Source organism: Arcticibacterium sp., assembly GCF_055134445.1.
Window position 1 is genome coordinate 13,570 of the sequence record NZ_JBSRVI010000180.1, and the last position, 21,963, is coordinate 35,532.

Consider the following 21,963-nt stretch of genomic DNA (forward strand, 5'->3'; position numbering starts at 1 on the left):
ATGAAAAAATTAGTGATCGTGTTTTATTTCTTCCTAAGTCAGCTTTCGGCTCAAGAAAACTTTGCACTTGTGATTCATGGTGGAGCAGGAACTATCACCAGAGAAAACCTAAGTCCAGAAATGGAAAAGGCTTATCAAGTGACACTAGATGAAGCTTTGACAGCAGGTTATAAAGAGCTTGAAAATGGGAAATCAGCCTTGGATGCTGTAGTAAAAGCTATTCAAGTAATGGAAAGCTCTCCCTTATTTAATGCCGCCAAGGGAGCGGTCTTTACGCACGAAGGGAAAAATGAACTAGACGCTTCCATTATGGATGGAAAAGATCTTAGTGCTGGGGCGGTAGCTGGTGTAGGTAACATTAAGAGCCCAATATTGGCAGCTAGAGCCGTTATGGAAAAATCTGAACATGTGTTGTTGGCAGGGAAGGGTGCAGAAGAGTTTGCCAAAGAGCAAGGCTTAGAAATAGTCGATAGCTCTTACTTTTTTACCGAAAGACGATGGAATTCCCTTCAAAATGCCATAAAGAAAGATGCCATCGAATTAGACCATTCTGATGAGAAACCTAAGAAGTCTTCTTTTAACTATAGTGTGCCTGAAGATTACAAATTTGGAACGGTAGGCTGTGTGGCTTTGGATAAGCAGGGTAACTTGGCAGCAGGAACATCTACGGGAGGAATGACAAACAAAAGATGGAATAGAGTAGGGGATAGTCCCATTATAGGAGCAGGAACTTATGCCAATAACGAAACCTGTGCGGTGTCTGCTACAGGACATGGGGAGTACTTTATAAGATCGGTGGTGGCATATGACATTTCTGCTTTAATGGCGTATAAAAATTTAAGTCTTGAACAAGCAGCGGACGAAGTAGTTATGAATAAGTTGGTGAAGCGTGGAGGTACCGGTGGAATTATTGCTATTGATAAAAAAGGGAACATTGCCATGCCTTTTAATACGAAAGGTATGTATAGGGGATTTATGAAATCAACAGGAGAAAAGAACATTTCTATCTATAAAGAGGGGCTTTAAAAAGCATAAACCACTGGGATTTATTAGTTTTGCGGCTGGGTTAGAGATAATTACGAAATGAGCACTGTGATTTCATATCACAGTGTATCTTCATTAACATAAAAACTTCTGGGAAATTAGATTTAAAATGGCTGAAATTCAATCTAGTGATCAACGTAAAAAACCTTTTGTAATTGGTATAACTGGGGGTAGTGCCTCCGGCAAAACTTTTTTTCTTAAAAGTTTATTGAAAGATTTTACGGAAAATGAGGTCTGTCTTATTTCTCAAGATAATTATTATCGTATTAATAAGGAGATTCCTCGAGATACCAATGATATTGAAAATTACGACTTACCCGAATGTATAAACTTTGAACTTTATTCGGAGCATATTAAAAGTTTAATAAAAGGAGAAACGGTCGAACATGTAGAATATACATTTAATAACCCTACCGTTGTTCCCGAAACGCTTGTGCATAAAACCGCTCCCATCATTGTGGTGGAAGGTTTATTCGTTTTTTATGAACCAATGTTATCGGAACTTTTAGATCTTAAGGTATTTATTGATGCCAGAGAAAAGGTGAAAATTAAGCGTAGGATTAAACGTGACAATGAGGTTAGAGGTTATGATATGGAAGATGTGCTTTATAGATGGGAAAACCATGTAAGGCCAACATACGAAAAGTTTATCAAGCCTACCAAAAAGACCGCAGATGTGGTCATTAATAATAATGACCACTTTGAAAACGGACTTTGGATGCTAACCACCTTTGTAAGGTCTTTGCTTAATCGCTAATACTTTTACTTATCGGAAGACGGAATAAGCTGTGTTGATAAATGAGGGATATCCATGTTCTTGTCTAATGGGAACATCGGTCTTTTTATCCTTTTATAATCTAGTTTTTCCAAGTCTTGGTTAACACCACCTGGAGTTAAAGCCATAATCCAATCGGCTCTCAAGTCATAAAGTTCGGGCACTAAGTAACCTATTTTTACGACTACAATGTCTGTTTCTTTTGGGTTCAAACCTAGATTCGTAAAGTCTTTCACGTAGTGGTAAGGCTTCCTTTTCTTGGTAACAATAACTTTGACAGAACCTACTTTCACCACCACCGCTACTTCTGCTGTTTTGTCTTGGTCGTCAATAGCTTCAACGGTTCCAACTAATCTTACAGGCGGGGCAAATCTGTGGTCCACTTGTGCACCAACCATTGCATCTACTTTTCCACCTACGCCGGCTTTTATAGCGGCTGCTATTAATTCTGGCCCCGGTATGGATGCATAAATTAAGCTGGGGCCCTTCTCAGATTTGAATTCAGGTCTATCCAATATTTCTTTTAAAGTCCATGTTACATCTCCCGCCCCTCCTGCGGTAGGGTTGTCGCCTGAGTCGCTGATTAAAAAAGGATGCTTGGTACTATTAACCGCTAAATCTAGGCTTTCTTTTAAAGAACCCACTGGTGATACAAAATCAAATTCGTTTCTGGCATCCCAAAAGCTTTTTGCTAATGCTTCGGCAGATTCACTTACCGCTTGCTCATCATCTCCGGTTACCATCACGACAGCATGATTTCTAGGCTCGTCGGCCCAAGCATAACCTACCCATATGGCGGCGTCAATTATTCCTTCTTTTTTGGTTATAGGATCTATAGCGGCATAGATTGATTTGGCAGGTTCTACTCTGGTACTTGTTTTTTCTCCCGGAAGAAGAATTGGCACAGGAATCCACGCTTTAAACTTTGGTTTACCTTTTCCGCTTTTTAATCTGTCAACAAGATTGGCTACAGCTCTTCTTTTCGTGTCCATGGCATCTTCGTGTGGTGCCATACGGTAGCATGTTATGAGGTCTGTGTTTTGTGCCAAACGTTCTGATACATTGCCATGCAAATCCATAGAAGTGGAAATGATGGGCTCTTTGCCAATAACTTCTCTAATTCGGACGATGAAATCTCCTTCAGGATCGTCTAGTCCTACGACACTCATGGCTCCATGAATGTCAAAGAAAACGGCATCGTAAGGCAACCCTTTTTTTAGTGATTCTAGTGTTTGCGTGACCAAAGACTCGTAGGCCTCTTTGGTTACCGCTCCTCCAGGAATAGCCCTTCCGATAAGTGTAGGAACCCATTCTGCCTCGTTTCTTAAAATGGAATCTTTGGCGAAGAATGGATAAATGTCAAAGATTTCGTTCTCGTATTTGGCTCTAAATGTGGCTTCGTCAGAAAGGGCAGGCGAAAATGTACTGGACTCTATGGCCAATCCTGCAATCGCTATTCTAGGGAGTTTGTCTGTTTTGCTTTCTTCAGGGCTGCAAGAGAATAGCAGAATCGGTAGGAGGACTAAGAAGTATTGTTTCATTTTCTGGGTTTGTTAGAACGGTTGAATGTTCAATTTAAGGATTTGTTCTATTAAAAATGTGAATTGACGCAAACTCCTTAGACGTGCAATACTTTTACTTAGAAAATGAAAAAGCCTTGATTCTCCTGAATCAAGGCTTTTATGTTATTCTTAAAAAGAAAAGAATTAGCTCACAACGCTAAGTCTAACGGTATTTGTACGATTGTCGGCCAATAAAGGCACGCTTAGCGTATTAATAAACTTGTCTCCTTTTTCTAGTTTGCCTTCTTCTATAAGGAAGTTCATAGCCGCATCTACCAGATTATTCTCGTGGTTGTTAGGCATTCTTTCAGAAGAGAAAACTTCCACACCAGAGTAAAGACTTAATTGCGTTAGCAATTTAGGGTTAGATGTGAAAATATAAATGTTTGCTTTTGGTCTGTGGTGAGATAATCTAACTGCTGTATATCCAGAAGTCGTATAACCAATAATGGCTTTAACATCTAAATCTCTGGCAAGTCTACAGCCCATCATAATCACGTTATCGTTATCCTTGTCTTCAGACTGGTAATCTGCACGGGTAACACGTGTGTGGTGTTTAAAATATAAATCTTCTTTTTGAGCGTTCAATTCAACTTGCTCGATGGTTTTGGCCATGGTCTGAACAGCCAATAATGGGTATTTACCCGCGGCAGATTCACCACTAAGCATCACTGCATCTGCACCATCCCAAACGGCGTTAGCTACATCACCAATCTCTGCTCTAGTGGCACGAGGATTGTCAATCATGCTTTCTAGCATTTGCGTAGCTACAATAACAGGCTTGGCGGCTAAGTTACATTTTCTTACCAATTCCTTTTGGATGATTGGCACCTCTTCACCTGGCATTTCAACACCCAAATCTCCACGAGCTACCATGATGGCATCAACGGCCTCAATGATAGAGTCCATGTTCTCAATAGCTTCTGGTTTCTCTATTTTGGCGATTACCTTGGCAGAGCTTCCTTTGCTTTTGATGTATTCTTTTATGTCAATAATTTCTTTAGCAGTTCTCACGAAAGAAAGAGCTATCCAATCTACATCATGCTTAAGACCAAACTCTAAATCTTTCCAGTCTTTTTCTGTTACAGAAGGCTGAGAAATATTCGTGTTCGGTAGGTTAACTCCTTTCTTTTGCTTCAAAAGACCTCCGTAAACTACTTCCGTAATTACTTCTTGCTTTTCTGTATCAATGGCAACAACCTTTACTTCTAGTTTACCATCATCCATAAGAATACGCTCACCTATCTTCACATCCTGGTACATGCCTTTGTAAGGAGTACTCACTCTTTCGGCGTTTCCTACTACCGTGTCATTAGTGAAGATAAACTGATTGCCTTCTATGAGTTCCACTCCAGCGTTGCCGCCTTCCATTTCACCAACTCTAATTTTTGGCCCTTGTAAATCTTGAAGAATGGCACATTTTAGATTATGCTCTTTATTGATCTTTCTTATTCTTTCTAATCTAGTTAAATGCTCTTGGTGGTCACCATGAGAGAAGTTTAATCTAAATACATTTACTCCGGCATTTGCCAGTTTAAGCAACATCTCTTCACTTTCTGAGGCGGGGCCTACGGTTGCTACAATTTTGGTTTTTTTGTACATAAACTGTTATGTTATTGTCTTTGGCGTAAATTTCGACGTAAAAGTAGGAATATTAAGGGATATGGCTAGAATAATATTTCAGTATCTGAAGTCCGATTTAGCATATTATTCCTATTTGCCTTTGATTGAGTCGTAAAATTATAAATGACCTTCGGTATCTCCTATTTTTGTATAGTTCTTTAAACGAAATTAGTTCTGAAAGATTTATTACAATGAGCAAGCAGATATACATTTTTGATACCACATTGCGTGATGGAGAGCAGGTTCCTGGCTGTCAACTGAATATTGATGAGAAGGTAATGATTGCCAAAAGGCTAGATGATTTAGGTGTGGATATCATTGAAGCCGGGTTTCCGGTGTCCAGTCCAGGAGACTTTAAATCTGTCGTGGCAGTTTCGAAGGTAGTGGAGAATGCCACGGTTTGTGGACTCACAAGAGCGGTGAAAAATGACATAGAGGTGGCTGCTGAAGCACTTAAACATGCCAGAAGACCTAGAATCCATACTGGGATAGGTTCTTCAGATATTCATATTAAGCATAAGTTCAGTAGCAATCGGGATGAAATTCTAGAAAGAGGAGTAGAAGCAGTAAAATTTGCTAAGACCTTTGTGGAAGATGTAGAGTTTTATGCTGAAGATGCTGGACGTGCAGATTTGGAGTTTTTAGCGAGACTTACGGAGGCCGTTATTAAGGCAGGTGCCACGGTGGTTAACTTACCAGATACTACAGGATATTTGTTGCCATCGGTGATGTACGATAGAGTTCACTATTTGATGAACAATGTTCCAAATATAGATAAGGCTATATTGTCAATGCATTGTCATAACGACTTAGGTATGGCTACAGCCAATACCATTGCTGGTGTACAAGCTGGAGCAAGACAAGTGGAAGTTACGATTAATGGCATAGGAGAAAGGGCTGGAAATACTTCTTTGGAAGAAGTGGCTATGATACTTAAGGTACATAAAGAACTGGGCTGTTATACTAATATCAAAAGCGAAATGCTTTACCCACTTAGTAAATTGGTGGAAGACACCATGCGTATGCCTGTTCAGTCTAACAAGGCTATTGTAGGAAGAAATGCTTTTGCTCACTCTTCTGGGATACACCAAGATGGTTTCTTAAAGCATGCCGAAAATTATGAGATAATGACACCTCAGTCTGTTGGGGTTGATAAATCAGATATTGTTTTAACAGCAAGAAGTGGAAGGCATGCTCTAAGACATAGATTGGCGATATTAGGTTTTAATATTGCTAAAAATGATGCCGACGAAGTTTACGAGCATTTCTTAGAGTTAGCGGATAGAATTAAAGAAGTGAATGATAAAGATCTTGTTTCTTTAATGAAAGGTTTGGAAGTGCCGGCTTAATAGTAAAAGAGCTTAAAAAGCTATTTGAGAGAGGTTATCTAAATTTTAGATGACCTCTTTTTAGTTTTGTCACTGCCCATCAAAAAAAGCCGTCACTTTAAAAGTGACGGCTTAGTCAGACCAATGCAATATTTATTTAATATTCATCTTCGTTAAAGAAGAAGTCATCTTTCGTTGGGTAGTCAGGCCATATCTCTTCGATGTTTTCAAAAGGCTGACCATCGTCTTCTAATTCAGATAGATTTTCCATAACTTCATTAGGTGCACCAGAACGAATTGAAAAGTCAATCAATTCATCTTTTGATGCAGGCCATGGGGCGTCTTCTAAGTAAGAAACTAATTCTAAAGTCCAGTACATGATTTCACTATGTTTAAATGTGTATTTCCTGAATTTGGCTGCAAAAGTATCAAAAACTTTTATTGAAAAACGTATTTTTGTAAAAAAAGTGCCTTAAGTATTAAATATTTTAGCATTACACTGAAAATCAGAAACTTACACGGGTTATAAAATGACAACAGAAACGGAAATTTGCTGCTTCTCTCTAGAATCTGCCTTGGTGGCTCATCAGCTCTCTGTTACAAGAGTGGAGCTCTGTGGCGGTTTTCTAGAAGGAGGCACTACACCATCTCAGGGCTTGATAGAACTGGTCTTGGAAAATATTGCTCCTAAAACGTTTGTCATGATCAGGCCGCGGGGTGGCGATTTTTGCTATTCCGATTCTGAAGTGCTTACCATAATTAATGAAATAAAAGCAATAAAAAAACTAAAACCTTCAGGATTTGTTTTTGGAGCATTAACTGCGGACGGAAATGTTGATTTAGATCTCTGTTCTAATGTTATTTCCTGGGCTGCACCATTCCCAGTTACTTTTCATAGGGCGTTTGACCAGTGCCAAGATCCAATCATTGCTCTTCAGCAAATTATTGATTTGGGTTTTGAAAGAATATTAACCTCAGGACAAGAAAATGCGGCTATTGATGGCTTGCCATTATTGAAAAAGTTAAAGGAAATAGGGAAGGGTAAAATTCAAATAATGGCTGGGGCAGGCGTGAGTGCTAATAATGTATTGGCTTTTACCGAAGCGGGTATAGAAGCTGTACACTTCACAGGAAAAGATTGGGTAAAAAGTCCCATGAAGGCAACCGATGTCTCTATGCAGTCTGGTGTGCTTCCAGATGATCTTGGACGATATGAGACTTCCTTGGAAAAAGCCAAAGAGCTCATGAGTTTAATTAAAGGTAAAGGGTAGTTTCCGCTATTCGAAGAAAATATAGAAAGTGACTGCATGACTGTTTAACCTATCCAGTGCGGCTAAAGGAGAAACGTTGTTGCTGCCTATAGCGGGGTCTACAAGGTTTTTTATGCCATGTGAGAAGTGAATTTCAGGGGAGAGTTTAAAGAACTGTCTGAAGAGCTCTAGTCCAGCTCCATATTCCACACTTAAATCAGAAGTTTTTATGCCCGCTGTCTTTCCTATTTTGGTCTTGCGAGCTAAGTTTACAGCATTGGTTTCAAAACCTAATCGCATTCCGGCAAATACGTTCATACGCATGTTGTCACGGCGTAAAGACTTGTACCGCACCAGAAATGGCAGTTCAAACCAAGCTTGCTCTCTAGAAGGAAGTGCTTCTGGATCTTGGTTTACAAGTAATTTTTTAGCGTAAATGGCCACGGTAGGCATAATTCTAAAATCAAAGTTATCGCTGGTGTTAAAATTCATCAAGCCTCCCATTTTAATGCCATAATCTACAGGCGATGTCAATGAAATTATTTCATTGTTGGCATTTGATAAAAAGAGCTGATTATACTTTACACGGTAATTACTCATGGTGACCCCAAGAAAGTATCCAAACCTAATAGGCTTGGCATCATAATCTGCCTGATGAATAATCTTCGAGTTCTGAGAGAAGGAGGGTAGAGAGATTAAAAAAGTGAAGGCTGCAATCATCCAAAATCTTACGATAAGGGCTAATGAGCCTTTTTTTGATATTAGGACAGAACGTAGGGCGAGCCTATTATGCATTTTGAATAATCTATTTTTTACCAACATAGACAGAACAGATACCGAAAGTAAGCGTTTTGCAAAAAGCATGCTTAAATCCGGCTTTTTCGAAAATTTCTAAGAAATCATTTCCGTCGGGAAATGCCTTTACAGATTCTGGCAGGTAAGTGTAAGCGGCGTTATCTTTTGAAACTAATTTTCCTATAATCGGAAGGATTTTGGTAGAATAAAAACCATAGAGCTGTTTCATTGGAAAGCTCTTCGGAGTGGAAAGTTCTATAACAACGCATGTTCCGCCAGGTTTGGTGACACGGCACATGTCTTCTAATCCTTTAGCTAAATTCTCAAAATTCCTTACGCCAAATGAAACGATAACTGCGTCAAATGTATTGTCGTCAAAGAGTAGTTTCTCAGAATCACCCATTCTGAGCTCTATTTTATCTGAAAGGCCAAGCTTCTCCATTTTTGACCTGCCATATTTCAGCATACCTTCAGATATATCAACGCCAATAATCTTTTCTGGCTTTAATTGCTTGTTGGCTTCTATGGCTAAATCGCCTGTGCCAGTAGCGATATCCAGGATAAGTTTTGTCTGCTCTTTTTTAAGAAGAGACATGGCTTTTCTTCGCCAATAAATATCTATTCCGCCACTTAAGACGCGGTTGAGAAGATCGTAATTGCCAGAAATATTGTCAAACATTTCTGATACCTGCTCTTTTTTACTGCTTGCTTTATCTTTATATGGTAGTACTGCCATTTATTTATTTTTTATGATGCCTTCGCAAATGTCTTTTATTAACTGTGGTCCTTCATAAATAAATCCAGAATAGATCTGAATTAATGAGGCCCCAGCATTTAGTTTTTCTAAAGCGTCTTCCGCAGAGTATATTCCTCCCACTCCAATAATTGGGAAAGCACCTTTTGATTTTTTGTGTAAATAGGCAATTACAGCGGTGGACTTATTTTTAACAGGTTTTCCACTCAAACCTCCAGCACCTATTTCATTAATTAAAGCATCCGAACTTTTAAGATCGCTTCGGTCAATGGTGGTATTGGTGGCAATAAGGCCATCAATGCCGGTGCTGAGCGTAATATCCACAATATCGTCTAGTTGACTTTCTGTTAAATCGGGAGCTATTTTTAAAAGAATAGGTCTTTTGAATTCTTTCTTGGAATTTAAGTCCATGAGAGAATTCAAAATTCTACTTAAAGGTTCTTTGTCTTGTAGCTCTCTTAATCCGGGCGTATTTGGAGAACTCACGTTGACCACAAAATAGTCTACATAAAGGTGTAAATCTTCAAATGCCAAAAGGTAATCTGACAGAGCATCTTCGTTTGGTGTGACTTTGTTTTTGCCAATATTTCCTCCAATGATGAGTTCCGATTTTCTTAATTTTAATAATTGAGCGGCATTGAAAGAGCCTTCGTTATTAAAGCCCATTCTGTTAATAATGGCTTCGTCTTCTACTAATCTGAATAATCTGGGTTTCGGGTTTCCACTTTGAGCTTTTGGCGTGACGGTGCCAATCTCGATAAAACCAAAGCCTAAGCAAGACAATTCATCCACCCAAAGTGCATTTTTATCAAAACCTGCCGCTAGTCCTACTGGGTTTTTGAAGGTAAGTCCAAAAACTTTTCGCTCTAAAGTTTTATCCGATACCTCGTATAACGCTTTGAGCATGCTTTGTCCGAAGGGCAGTCTGTAAACTAATTTTAATAAATCCGTTACAGTATGATGTATGTTTTCTGGGTCAAATTTCTTTAAAAGAGGGAAAACTAAATTTTTATAGAGGTTCATTTCGGTAATTTAAGAAGAGCCCATGGTTAAGTCTTGGGAATCCGCAAATCTAGGCTTTAGTGGCCTTATTTCAAACGTATTGAATACATTCTTCTTTTTCTTTTGAAGTTTATAAATTGATTTGATGTTGAAATAATGCAAAAATAACTTTGTGGTGTTTTAAAATGTGCTTTTAGGGATTTTATTCCTTTATCTGGATTATGTTTTAGTTAATCCACTGTTTATAAGATGTATTTTGAATCGAAAGCCCATTGCCGTTGGTGTCGTTGTTTTAACCTTTGGTGTTGAATAATAGCCATCCGCAAATATTAATATTAAAATAATGCAAGGAAACTTTGAACCTTTAGAAAGTTTCCTGAGTTTTGTGCCCGTGGAGATAAAAGAACGCATTATACAAAAGGGAGAAGAATTGTTTTTTAGGCATGGTGTGAAATCTGTGACCATGGATGACATAGCGAAGTCTTTGGGTGTGTCCAAAAAGACAATCTATCAGAATTTTAAAGACAAAAAGATGTTTGTCAATGCCGTAACGCAATGTGCCATGTCTAGAGAACTTTGCCAGGACATGGAGCACCAAAAGTTGGCAAATAATCCTGTTGAAGAAATCATTCTGGCTACAAGACAAATGAGACGCCTTTTTGAAAATATTAATTCGGCTGTTTTACATGATCTTGAGAGGTATTATCCTACGGCATATAAGAATTATGTAGAGCACAAGGATGGCTTTAAGGCGACTATTATCAGAAATATGGAAGAGGGCATAAAGGGCGGGTATTATAGAGAAGATATTGACGTTCAAGCCTTGGCCATTTTAAGAATAGAATCTGTCGATATGGCTTTTAATAATGCTCTTTTCCCACCAAGAGACTTCCGACTACTAGATGTTCAGATGACTTTCATTGACCATTTTTTACGAGGAATAGTGACAGAAAAAGGCTTAAAGGTCTATGAAGCAATAAAATAAATTAAATGAAAAAACTATTATTTGGAATTTTAGGGTTTAGTACACTTTTCCAAGCTTACGGGCAGCAGTCCTTCTCGTTGAAGGAGGCGGTAGATTATGCGGTGATTCATCATGCGGATGTAAAAAATGCCTTAGTTAAAAGGCAAGATTCGGAGATGGAAATCAAAGAGATTAAAGTGGCTGGTTTACCGCAAATAAACGGCCAGTTTCAGTACACCTATAATGCTATTGTACCGACACAGCTTTTAGATGCTAAGAACTTTGACCCTACAGCAGCAGAAGGTGAAGTGGTGAAATTTAAGTTTGGGGTGCCTTGGAGCGGACAAGCAGGTTTAAGTATAAACCAATTAATTTTTGATGCCACTTGGTTAGTTGGCCTTAGGGCTGCTGAAACCTATAGAAAACTGGCAGACCAAGGTATTGTTCAGTCGAAAGTAACAGTAGCTGAGAATGTAACAAAGGCATATTATTCTGCCCTAGTGGCCGAAGAAAGGGCCAAATTACTCACGCTAAACATTAGACAGATTGACACTTTAAAGTATAATACGAACGAGATGTTTAAACAGGGCTTTGTAGAAAAGCTTGATGTTGACAGGCTTTCTGTTCAAAAGAACAATCTTCAAGCCGAGCTCACTAAAGTAAACAATCTTATAAACCTTACGTATCAACTGTTAAAATTCCAGATGGGTTATGATGTTAATGAGCCCATCATGTTGAAAGACAAACTAGAAGATCAAGAATTGAGAGCCCTTAGTTCGGTGGCCTATACCGATGTGAATCCAGAAGATAGGATAGAATACAGAACAATCAAAACCAATAGAGAACTTTTAGATTTGAATGTAGAAAGGTATCAGAAGGGGGCACTTCCTAACGTCTTTTTCTCAGGAAGCTTAGGAGCTGGGCATAGTAACACTGTTTTTAATCCTTTTCAGAAATGGTTTGGTTCTTCTGCTCTTAGTTTTGGTGTGAACATTCCAATTTATGACAGTGGTTTAAGAAAAATTAAAGTCGAACGTCAGCGTCTTAATATTATTCAGTTAGATAATACTGCTGAGATGCTTCGCAATTCATTTAAGCTTGAGAATGATCAAGCAAGAGTAAACCTTACAAACGGTCTAGAAACCTTAGAAGTGCAAAGAAGAAATATGGAATTGGCGGAAGAGATTCTAAGAGTGACCAAAATCAAATATCAACAAGGTGTAGGCTCAAATTTAGAAGTAGTGAATGCGGAAAGCGATAATCGTCAAGCCCAAACAAATTATTTCGCTTCACTTTATGACGTACTAGTTGCAAAAGTGGATTTGGACAAAGCACACGGAAAATTAATTAAAGAATAATCATTTTTTTAAAATATATAAATGAAAAAGTACGCGTATTTACTCATCACTATTACCACACTTAGCTTTATCTCTATCTCTTGTGGTCAAAAAGAAGATAGTAGCATTGACGGTAAAAAGGCTCAATTGGTGGCTTTACAGTCTGACGCTGCAGAAATTAATGCTAAGATTGAAGCCATAAAGGCGGAGATTGGCATTTTGGAACCAGAAGCGGATGTAAAAGTTTCCCAGGTTAAGGCCATGCCTCTTAGTGCTCAAGATTTTTCTCACTATGTGGAAGCAAACGCTAGATTAGACGCTGTTAACAATGTTTTTGTAAGTCCTAAAATGGGTGGAGCATTAACACATGTTTATGTGAAAGAAGGTGATTATGTTCAAAAGGGACAAAAAATCGCTTCTATAGATAACAGCATTTTAAGAAACAGCATCAACGAGATTCTGATTCAGTTGGAGACTGCCAAAACCCTTTTTGGACGTCAGGAGGCTCTTTGGAATCAGAAAATTGGAACTGAGGTTCAGTATATTCAAGCGAAGGCTCAGGTAGAGACTTTGGAGAAAAGATTACTTACCATGAAGTCTCAGGATGCTCAAAACACGGTAGTATCTCCTATTGCTGGGTATGTGGATGAGGTAAGAATGAAAGCCGGAGAAATGGCGTCGCCAGGTCTTGGAATCGTCAGAATAGTCAACCTAAACGATCTTAAAGTGGTCGCTAATATTCCTGACACCTATGCAGGAACTATTAAAAAAGGAGATCTAGTGAAAGTGAAATTTCCTGACTTAGGAAAAGAGATTACCGCAAAACTTAGTTTTGTAAGCCAAACGGTGAATCAAGTTTCAAGAACTTTTACGGCAGAAGCAAAGGTGCCTTTTGACAAACAGCTAAAGCCCAACTTAAATGCGGTAGTTGAGATTCGTGATCAATCTAGAAGTTCAGCCTTGGTTATTCCTAGAAACTTAATTCAAAGAACAGAATTAGGAGATATTGTTTATGTGGCAGAAAGCGAGGGAGACAAACAAATTGCTAGAGGGCGTGTGGTCACTACCGGTCTGAGTTATAATGGAGAAATAGAGATATTGACAGGTCTTAACGCTGGAGATATTTTGATTATAGATGGGTATCAGGAAATTGTAGATGGTGAGGTGGTTGCTTTTTGAGAATAACCATTGAACCATTTAAAAATTACAAAAAATGACAGATTCAAAAGAAAATATAGAGCCAGAAGCACAACCTAAAGGCAAAGGACTCATCTATAATATGATAGGTGCCTTGGCAAATAATAAGACGACGGTTTACCTGGTTACTTTTTTGCTGACCATAGCTGGTTACGCCATTTATGATAACCTACCTAAGGAGCAATTTCCAGAAATAGTTGTTCCTCAGATTTATGTCAATACCGTGTATGCTGGAACGGCACCTGCGGATATTGAAAACTTAATTAATAAGCCGCTGGAAAAGCAAATTAAAGCAGAGGTGGGTATTAAGAAAATTAAGTCTAATGCATTGCAAGACGTTTCTGTGATTATGGTAGAGTTTAACACAGATGTAGACGTAGAAACGGCAAAGGATCGTGTGAAAAGTGCTATTGACAAGGCTAGGAGAGATTTGCCAACAGATTTGACGCAAGACCCTATAGCTTTGGAGATGAACTTTTCTGAATTTCCTATCATGAATATTAACCTTTCAGGTGATTTTCCTTTAGAGAAAATCAAAGCCTATGGGGAGCAGATTCAAGATGAAATAGAGTCTTTGCAGCAAATTTCTAGAGTAGATATTGTTGGTGCTCTTGAAAGAGAAATTCAAATAAACCTAGACTTGCAAAAACTGCAATCTTACGGTTTAGCATTTAGCGATATACAGATGGCTGTTCAGAACGAAAACGTGAACATATCTGGTGGTGAGTTAAACGTAGGAGATATAAGAAGAACACTTCGTGTAAAAGGTGAGTTTAATTCTGTAGAGGAGTTAGGAGATGTAATTATCAGATCTGGTTCTGGAGCTACAGCGAGACTTTCTGAAATAGCGGAAGTGGTAGATTCTCATGAAGAAAGACAAGACTTTGCAAGGTTAAATAATGCTCCTGTAATTACACTGAACGTTATTAAACGTGGAGGTGAAAACCTGATTGTTGCAGCAGATGCCATTGAAGAAATTCTAGCTGAATTTAAACAAACGGCACCTCCAGGCTTAAATATTACCATTACGGCCGACCAGTCGGAAAGAACAGAAGCAGATTTGAATGACCTTATCAATACCGTGGTCATGGGTTTCATTTTCGTGGTATTGGTTTTGATGTTCTTTATGGGAGTTAGAGATGCTATTTTCGTTGGACTTTCAGTTCCTCTTTCAGCACTTCTAGCACTTTATCCTTTAATGTTGATGGGTTTTACATTGAATACCATCGTGCTGTTTGCCTTCCTGCTGGGTTTAGGTTTGGTGGTGGATGATGCCATTGTGGTGATTGAAAACTCCCATAGGATTTTCAATAAACATAAAGACTTGAGTATTAAGGAAGCCGTTAAACTGGCAGCATCAGAGGTATTTATTCCTGTTTTTGCAGGGACATTGACCACGATAGCCCCATTCTTTCCTTTGATATTTTGGCCAGGAATTGTTGGTGAGTTTATGAAATACCTGCCCTTCACTTTGATATTCACACTGTTTGCTTCTTTGGTGGTTTCTTACGTGATGAACCCTGTCTTTGCCATTACTTTCATGAAAAGAGAAGATGATGATAAGGGTAAAGATTTAGGCTTTAAGTCTCTTATTAAACCATTGGCTATATTAGTTGGCTTGGCAGTGCTGTTTTATATCATTTATGCTATTTCTTCAAACAATGCATTCTTTGGAACAGGTAACGTATTAATGTTGATTGCTATTCTTTATGTATTCAATCATTATATCTTAACTCCAAAAATGATCATTCCTTTCCAAGAAAGGCTTTTGCCGAAATTGAAAGGTGGTTATGGAAAAATGATCAGCTGGGTTATCACTGGTTGGAGACCAGTATGGGCTATTCTTGCTTCTTTTGTATTACTGATAGGGACTTTAGTCCTTATGGGAATAGTTAAGCCTTCGGTGATATTTTTCCCTTCTGGCGAGCCAGATTATATCTATGTTTATAACGTAATGCCTGTAGGCACAGACGCTAGAAAAACCGATGAGATTACAAAGCAAATAGAAGGAACGGTCTTCCGAATTTTGGAAGAAAACGATGCATTGTCTGTAGTGAATTCGGTGATCTCTAACGTGGGTAAAAATGCGGGTGACCCAATGAACCCTGACCGTGCTGATACACCGCATAAGTCAAAAGTGACGATAGCTTTTGTAGGTAAAGAAAAGCGAGGAAATATTTCTTCTCAGTTTCTGCTTTCAGAAGTAAGAGAAGCCCTTCAAGGTATCCCAGGAACAGAGATTTCTGTAGAAAGAGAAAGTAATGGACCGCCTACAGGTAAAGCCATTACCATTGAGATAACAGGGGAAGATTTCACTGTTTTAGGAGAAATTCAGAAACAAGCGATAAGTAAAATTGAAGCATCGGGTATTCAAGGTATTGATGAGTTGAAGACAGATTTAGTAACCAACAAACCTGAAATTGTTATAGATGTAGATAGAGAAAAGGCTTCCAGAGAGGGCATAAGTACGGCACAAGTGGCCATGGCACTTAGAACCGCTTTGTTTGGTCTTGAGGTTTCTAAATTTAGAGATAATGACGACGAATATCCTATACAGCTTCGTCTGAAACAAGACGATAGAGATCAGATTGAGAAACTGCTGAGTATGAATCTCACTTTCAGAGATATGAATATGGGAGGCGTGCTAAGAAGTGTGCCGTTGGCTACGGTGGCAGACCTGTCGTATTCGACTACATTTAGTCAGATTAACAGAACAGATGCCGAACGTACCATTACCTTAAGTTCTGATGTGACGCCAGCATTTAAGGATGAGGCCACGGTTATTAACCAGGAGATTTTTGCGGAACTAGCAGACCTAGAGCTGCCTTCCGGTTATTCTATTAGCCAAGGTGGAGAGCAGAAAGAACAAGCAGAGGCTATGGCGTTTTTAAGTAGTGCATTTTTGATTGCCATCGCCATGATTTATTTGATTCTAGCGGCTCAGTTTAATTCAATCGTTAAGCCTTTAATTATCTTTTTTACCATCATTTTGAGTTTAATAGGGGTGCTGTTAGGTTTTATGGCTTTTGGTAAAACATTCTCTGTTATTATGTCTGGTGTGGGTATTATAGCTTTAGCAGGTATTGTGGTGAAAAACGGTATTCTCTTGATAGAGTTTATTGACGAGCTAAGAAAAAGAGGGATGGGTCTTAAAGAAGCCATTATTGAAGGAGGTTCCACGCGTCTAACACCGGTATTGCTAACGGCATCTTCAACAGTATTGGGAATGATTCCATTGGCCATAGGCTTGGCTTTCGATTTTGGTGCCTTATTTGTAGATCTGGAATGGGCGGTTAACATTGGTGGTGATAGTGCCGTTTTCTGGAATATTTTGGCTTGGACCATTATTTTCGGACTTATTTTCTCTACCATTCTTACGCTAGTCATAGTACCATGTATGTACTATCTTTCAGAGAGGCTTAAGATTAAATTTTTAGGAGAAGAGGCTGTTAATAGGGAATATAGAAAAGAAGATGAGCTAAGCTTGGTTTAGTCTTCTGTAGTCTTATAGTAAGTAAACCTCATGAATTAATTCGTGAGGTTTTTTTTTGCGTGATTTCTTTGACAAAACTATTTGCCTAATTTCAATCTTTCAAAACAACCCATCAATGAAATACATAGCATCAATAGACCAAGGAACCACCAGCACCCGCTGTATCATTTTTAATAAAAAAGGAGAGATTGTCTCTGTAGGTCAAAAAGAACACGAACAAATTTTCCCTCAAGCAGGCTGGGTAGAGCACAATCCAGAAGAAATAAGACAAAATACCCTAGAGGTAATAGCAAATGCTCGTATAAAACAAAATATTGGAATTCCTGATATTTTAGCCTGCGGCATCACCAATCAGCGTGAAACTGCCATGGTCTGGAATCGTAAAACAGGCAAGCCCTATTACAATGCGATAGTATGGCAAGATACACGAGTAGGTAAAAAGGTAGACGAGTTAGAAAAAAGCATAGGCTCAGCTTGGTTTAAAGAAAAAACGGGTCTTCCGTTAGCCACTTATTTTAGTGGATTGAAAATTCAATGGATTTTAGAAAATGTAGACGGTGTTAGAGAAGCAGCGGAAAAAGGCGAAGCTATTTTTGGCAACATGGATACCTATACCGTTTGGCATTTAACAGGCGGTATTGACGGTGGTTTGCACCTGACAGATGTTACAAACGCGTCAAGAACGCAGCTGATGAACATCAATACCATGCAGTGGGAAGATGAGATTTTGGAGAAACTAAATATCCCAAAAGCCATGCTTCCGAAGATAGAGCCAAGTAGTAAGGTTTATGGCAAAATTAAGTCGGAGCCATTAAGAGGTGTTCCTTTAGCAGGAATTTTGGGAGACCAGCAGGCAGCCCTAGTAGGTCAAACGTGTTACGCTCCAGGAGAAGCGAAAAATACCTACGGAACAGGTTGTTTCATGTTAATGAATACAGGTACAGAGGCCATTCCTTCTAAGTTTGGACTACTAACTACCGTAGCTTATCAGTTTGATGGGCAGCCGGTGCATTATGCTTTAGAAGGTTCTGTGGCCATAGCGGGAGCTTTGGTGCAGTGGCTAAGAGATAATCTTGGTATTATTAAAAACAGTGAAGATGTTCAAAAGCTTGCAGAATCTGTAGATGATAATGGCGGAGCGTATTTTGTGCCAGCATTTTCGGGTTTATATGCCCCACATTGGAATAATAACGCCAGAGGAATTATAGCAGGCTTAACAAGGTATGTAAACAAAGGTCATATAGCCAGAGCGGTTTTGGAAGCTACTGCCTACCAAACCCGAGATGTGCTAGAAGCCATGGAAAAAGACAGCGGAATAGAAATTAAATCGCTTAGAGTAGATGGTGGAATGACGGTGAACGAGTTGCTAATGCAATTTCAGTCAGACATTATGGATGTGGAGGTTATTCGCCCTAAAATGATAGAAACTACAGCTTTGGGTGCTGCTTATGCGGCAGGAATGGCGGTAGGTTTTTGGAAGAATTTTGATGATTTGACACAAAACTGGGGCATTGATAAAACTTGGGAATCAAAAATGCCTTCAGAAAAAAGAGATAAATATTTCAAAGGCTGGAAAAAAGCCATTGAGCGTAGCTTAGACTGGGAAGATTAAGCAAATAAGGAATTACGATTGACAATATTTTGTTCTCTAAACAAATAACAGAAAAAAGAGATGGAAATATTGTCAATCAATCATCCGAACATAGAATTAAAACTGTCAAATGGTGAAGTCATGACGCTTGATTTTGCAGACTTTCTTAACAAAACAGTACCTGAACCTAGTAATCCGTATCGTGCTATTATGGAGACGGAGAAGTTTAAAAATGCCTATGTCAAAGATGATAAACTAGTTTGGGATGGCGTTTTGGAACTTCAAATGTGCGGCGGTGATACCATGTGGATGCCAGCAGAGTTTACGGAGAGGGAAATTTTAGCGGTGCTTAAGTGATCTTAGTTGTCTTTTCTCAAATTGTTTAGTGACAAAGAAAGGTCTAGGTATTTTCAATCATTTCTTTTTCAAACCCTCCAGATTTAAGTCTGTTAGTGTATGGGCCTTGATACCCTAAATATTTTAAAATTGTAATTTCAAGAAACCAAAGGCTTAGTTGTAGGCATTCAAATTTGGTATCGCTTGAAATATTTATGAAAGAAGCTAACTTTCTTGGGTTTTCATGAACGATGCAATTTCTGAAATTGATTATTAGATCAATAGAATCTTTAATGTCGTTCTCTTCTAAATTATTAAAGTAATTTCGAAGGGAACTAAGTTCTTCAGGAATATGAGTATTTATGGAATACTTACTTAAAACATACCTAACCTTATCCGCTGCTGAAAGGCCTTTGATTTGTTTTTTTGAGAGTTTATCCTGATTAAGTACATGATTTGCCATCGATTCTAAGCCGATTTGCGACAAAGTTATAGCCCCTTCCGTCATGGCAGAGTGATAGTTTGCTTCGAGATACCAGTGAATTATAGAATTTAAAAAATGTTCGCTTTTAATCCATTTTTGATAAAACAAGGGCCAAAAAGTTTCTAACTGATTTCCATAATTTAGATGGGGAAAAATATTAAGAACAGACTTGTACATATCTCCTGAAAACATACCAATAAATGTTTTCTCCGGGGAGTATTCACCTGTAAAGCAATAATGATTCAATCCAATTCTTCGTCCATTGCAAAAACTTAAAAAGACTCTTATGGCATTAATTGCATTTTGAAATACATCTTCGTTAGTATTTTTTTGATGAAATACTATCTGTCCACTATGTGTTAGAATATGGCCTCCCTCTTTTTTTAACGTTTCAAATGTCTCTTTATAGTTCTTTTTGTCTATCGTCACTTCAAATTGCTGATTGGTAAGGGTAATTCTTCCAAGAAAGCATTCGGTGTCATTTTTTATTGATTGACCAGTGAAAGGCAAGAGGTTAGATATTTGAAATGAAACTTTATCGTAATCTCTCTTTTTCTCTCCAAAATATGCCCATGAAGTAAACTCACCGTTTATGATAAGTGAGGACTTTGCTTCAATTTTAGAAAGGTCTACCTCGCCAACCTGAACCTTGTTGATAAAAAGTGAGAAAGTATTTAATTCATTCAACCTGAAAAAAGTTTTCAAATCTGCATTGAGAACTGTTCCTTCAAAACATGCTTGTTGATTTGGAAGCCACTTGTAATAAACAGAGCCATCTATTTCATAAACCTCCTCACCAGATTTTAATATGAATTCCCCAGTATATAAACTTAATTTTTCATTCGGGACATTCATTTCAATAAATGAGGGAATGCAGTCTGGCGTTTCTTTATTCATGTCCTAAAATTATCAAATGGATTCCATTTAAACACTAAAACAACCCCAACTGCCCATTCCGAATAAAAGCATCATAATTATAGTCAGGGAAACTTCTTCCTGCTAAATACTTCATACGGCTTATTTTATGGAGTTGTTTGATATGCTCGGCATATTTCCCTTCCCCTCGCATTCTTCTGCCATACTGGCTGTCGTTCAAATTTCCGCCATGACATTCCTTTATTTGGTTAAGCACTTTTTCTGCTTTGTTTGGGAAGGCTTTGTAAATCCAGTCGGTGAAAATTTCGGCTATCGAGCCATTAAGTCGCACCATGGTATAACCCGCCCAGCAAGCTCCATTCTCCGAAGCTTGTTTGATAAGTTCTGGTATTTCATGGTCGTTAAGTCCTGGGATTATGGGAGCGGTATTAACGCCCACAGGAATGCCAGCATCAGACAGTCTCTTAATGACGGTAAGCCTCTTTTGTCCAGATATGGTTCGTGGTTCTAAACTTCTTCTAAGTTCCTCATTTAATGAGGTGAAAGAGATTATGACATGAAGTAGGTTTAGGTTGGTCAGTTTTTTCAGAATTTCAATATCTCTTAAAATCAATCCATTTTTAGTTATTATGGCTACGGGCGTTCTGTATTTAAGACATATTTCTAGCATTTTTTTTGTAAGCTCAAACTTCTTTTCAGCCGGCTGGTAGCAGTCGGTATTTCCAGAAAAGAGTATTGGAACAGGTTTCCAAGACTTTTTATTCAGTTCCTTTTCTAATAAATCTGGAGCATTCTTTTTGACCAAAATCTTTTGTTCAAAATCCAGACCCGCAGAATACCCATAATATTCGTGGGTGTTTCTGGCGTAGCAATAAATGCAGCCATGCTCACAGCCTTGGTATGGATTAACAGATTTTCCGTTGGGTAAATCTGGGCTGTCCATAGTGTTGACTACTTTCTTAGGGTTTTCTGTGATATACTTGGTTTTTTGACTTCTAAAATTGTCTTCTTCTCCGTATGAAAATTCATCGTCGTAGACTATAGTGTTTGCTAAAAAGCGGTTTTCACTGTTGAGTTGAGCCCCGCGACCCTTTATTTTTGGAATTTCTGTCATTTATTTCAATTGAAAACACATTTGAGGGTATAAAACTAAAGTCATTTAAGCATCCCCAAACGAAAACCTTTACCTTTGCTACAACTATTGGCAGACCAAAATATGACCCATTCATTAAAGCTTAAAAAACCCCTTGCGGTTTTTGATTTAGAAACTACTGGCACTAACATTTCTCAAGACAGAATAGTGGAGATTTCCATAGCCAGGGCCATGCCCGACGGCTCTGTTGATATAAAAACAAAACGGATAAATCCTGAAATGCCAATACCGATAGAATCGAGTTTGATTCATGGTATTTATGACGAAGATGTAAAGGATGAGCCTACTTTTAGACAGTTGGCTAAATCTATGGCCCAGTTTCTTCAAGGATGCGATTTGGCGGGCTTTAACAGCAATAGATTTGATATTCCGATGTTGGTAGAGGAGTTTTTAAGGGAG

The 21,963-nt window shown here is 38.5% G+C and carries 19 protein-coding genes; 11 read left to right on the plus strand and 8 right to left on the minus strand.

The genetic code is table 11. The features are described 5' to 3' along the window. On the plus strand, positions 1 to 1,026 hold the full coding sequence (locus ACTBZY_RS23840) for an isoaspartyl peptidase/L-asparaginase family protein (RefSeq protein WP_463048912.1): 1,026 nt from the start codon (positions 1 to 3) through the stop codon (positions 1,024 to 1,026). Between the two features lie 127 nt (positions 1,027 to 1,153). Then, positions 1,154 to 1,801, plus strand: a complete 648-nt coding sequence (udk, locus tag ACTBZY_RS23845) for a uridine kinase (RefSeq protein WP_463048913.1) — start codon at positions 1,154 to 1,156, stop codon at positions 1,799 to 1,801. A gap of 5 nt (positions 1,802 to 1,806) precedes the next feature. On the opposite strand, the gene ACTBZY_RS23850 is transcribed toward udk, so the two are convergent. Then, positions 1,807 to 3,360, minus strand: coding sequence for a M81 family metallopeptidase (locus ACTBZY_RS23850; protein WP_463048914.1), 1,554 nt, complete (start codon positions 3,358 to 3,360; stop codon positions 1,807 to 1,809). 165 nt (positions 3,361 to 3,525) lie between these two features. Beyond that, complete coding sequence (gene pyk, locus ACTBZY_RS23855; RefSeq protein ID WP_463048915.1) at positions 3,526 to 4,983, minus strand: pyruvate kinase; 1,458 nt, start codon at positions 4,981 to 4,983, stop codon at positions 3,526 to 3,528. Between the two features lie 212 nt (positions 4,984 to 5,195). Here pyk and ACTBZY_RS23860 point away from each other — a divergent pair, with 212 nt between their 5' ends. Next, complete coding sequence (locus tag ACTBZY_RS23860) at positions 5,196 to 6,353, plus strand: 2-isopropylmalate synthase (protein WP_463048916.1); 1,158 nt, start codon at positions 5,196 to 5,198, stop codon at positions 6,351 to 6,353. A 136-nt stretch (positions 6,354 to 6,489) separates the two neighbouring features. On the opposite strand, the gene ACTBZY_RS23865 is transcribed toward ACTBZY_RS23860, so the two are convergent. Continuing rightward, positions 6,490 to 6,711 (minus strand): DUF2795 domain-containing protein, encoded by a 222-nt coding sequence (locus ACTBZY_RS23865; RefSeq protein ID WP_096193716.1) that lies wholly within the window; start codon positions 6,709 to 6,711, stop codon positions 6,490 to 6,492. 151 nt (positions 6,712 to 6,862) lie between these two features. On the opposite strand from ACTBZY_RS23865, the gene ACTBZY_RS23870 reads away from it, so the two are divergent. After that, a complete protein-coding gene (locus ACTBZY_RS23870; protein WP_463048917.1) occupies positions 6,863 to 7,603 on the plus strand; it encodes a copper homeostasis protein CutC in 741 nt (246 codons plus the stop codon). Positions 7,604 to 7,609: 6 nt separating this feature from the next. Here ACTBZY_RS23870 and porT read toward each other — a convergent pair whose 3' ends face one another. The 3 genes from porT to ACTBZY_RS23885 are packed head-to-tail and all read right to left on the minus strand — an operon-like array spanning position 7,610 to position 10,154. Beyond that, positions 7,610 to 8,377 (minus strand): type IX secretion/gliding motility protein PorT/SprT, encoded by a 768-nt coding sequence (gene porT, locus ACTBZY_RS23875; protein ID WP_463048918.1) that lies wholly within the window; start codon positions 8,375 to 8,377, stop codon positions 7,610 to 7,612. A gap of 10 nt (positions 8,378 to 8,387) precedes the next feature. Continuing rightward, positions 8,388 to 9,113, minus strand: coding sequence for a bifunctional demethylmenaquinone methyltransferase/2-methoxy-6-polyprenyl-1,4-benzoquinol methylase UbiE (gene ubiE, locus ACTBZY_RS23880; protein WP_463048919.1), 726 nt, complete (start codon positions 9,111 to 9,113; stop codon positions 8,388 to 8,390). Continuing rightward, positions 9,114 to 10,154 (minus strand): quinone-dependent dihydroorotate dehydrogenase, encoded by a 1,041-nt coding sequence (locus ACTBZY_RS23885; protein WP_463048920.1) that lies wholly within the window; start codon positions 10,152 to 10,154, stop codon positions 9,114 to 9,116. It lies immediately after the preceding gene. Between the two features lie 322 nt (positions 10,155 to 10,476). Between ACTBZY_RS23885 and ACTBZY_RS23890 the strand changes: the two genes are divergently transcribed. From ACTBZY_RS23890 to ACTBZY_RS23915, 6 genes are all read left to right on the plus strand, one after another. Continuing rightward, positions 10,477 to 11,118, plus strand: a complete 642-nt coding sequence (locus ACTBZY_RS23890; RefSeq protein WP_463048921.1) for a TetR/AcrR family transcriptional regulator — start codon at positions 10,477 to 10,479, stop codon at positions 11,116 to 11,118. A 5-nt stretch (positions 11,119 to 11,123) separates the two neighbouring features. Further along, entirely contained in the window at positions 11,124 to 12,455 is a 1,332-nt protein-coding gene (locus ACTBZY_RS23895) for a TolC family protein (RefSeq protein ID WP_463048922.1), read from the plus strand. A 21-nt stretch (positions 12,456 to 12,476) separates the two neighbouring features. Next, entirely contained in the window at positions 12,477 to 13,613 is a 1,137-nt protein-coding gene (locus ACTBZY_RS23900) for an efflux RND transporter periplasmic adaptor subunit (protein WP_463048923.1), read from the plus strand. 100 nt (positions 13,614 to 13,713) lie between these two features. Continuing rightward, on the plus strand, positions 13,714 to 17,124 hold the full coding sequence (locus ACTBZY_RS23905; RefSeq protein WP_463048928.1) for an efflux RND transporter permease subunit: 3,411 nt from the start codon (positions 13,714 to 13,716) through the stop codon (positions 17,122 to 17,124). Positions 17,125 to 17,239: 115 nt separating this feature from the next. Further along, on the plus strand, positions 17,240 to 18,736 hold the full coding sequence (gene glpK, locus ACTBZY_RS23910) for a glycerol kinase GlpK (protein WP_463048924.1): 1,497 nt from the start codon (positions 17,240 to 17,242) through the stop codon (positions 18,734 to 18,736). A 60-nt stretch (positions 18,737 to 18,796) separates the two neighbouring features. After that, positions 18,797 to 19,072, plus strand: a complete 276-nt coding sequence (locus ACTBZY_RS23915; protein WP_463048925.1) for a hypothetical protein — start codon at positions 18,797 to 18,799, stop codon at positions 19,070 to 19,072. Positions 19,073 to 19,115: 43 nt separating this feature from the next. Here ACTBZY_RS23915 and ACTBZY_RS23920 read toward each other — a convergent pair whose 3' ends face one another. Both ACTBZY_RS23920 and ACTBZY_RS23925 read right to left on the minus strand, forming a co-directional pair. Continuing rightward, positions 19,116 to 20,432: a hypothetical protein gene (locus ACTBZY_RS23920; protein WP_463048926.1), complete on the minus strand. Its 1,317-nt coding sequence runs from the start codon at positions 20,430 to 20,432 to the stop codon at positions 19,116 to 19,118. A gap of 34 nt (positions 20,433 to 20,466) precedes the next feature. Continuing rightward, positions 20,467 to 21,525 carry a PA0069 family radical SAM protein gene (locus ACTBZY_RS23925; protein ID WP_463048927.1) on the minus strand — a complete coding sequence of 353 codons (1,059 nt, stop codon included), beginning with the start codon at positions 21,523 to 21,525 and terminating at the stop codon, positions 20,467 to 20,469. Between the two features lie 102 nt (positions 21,526 to 21,627). On the opposite strand from ACTBZY_RS23925, the gene ACTBZY_RS23930 reads away from it, so the two are divergent. After that, on the plus strand, positions 21,628 to 21,963 hold a 336-nt coding region (locus ACTBZY_RS23930; RefSeq protein WP_463048929.1), incomplete at its 3' end, for a 3'-5' exonuclease.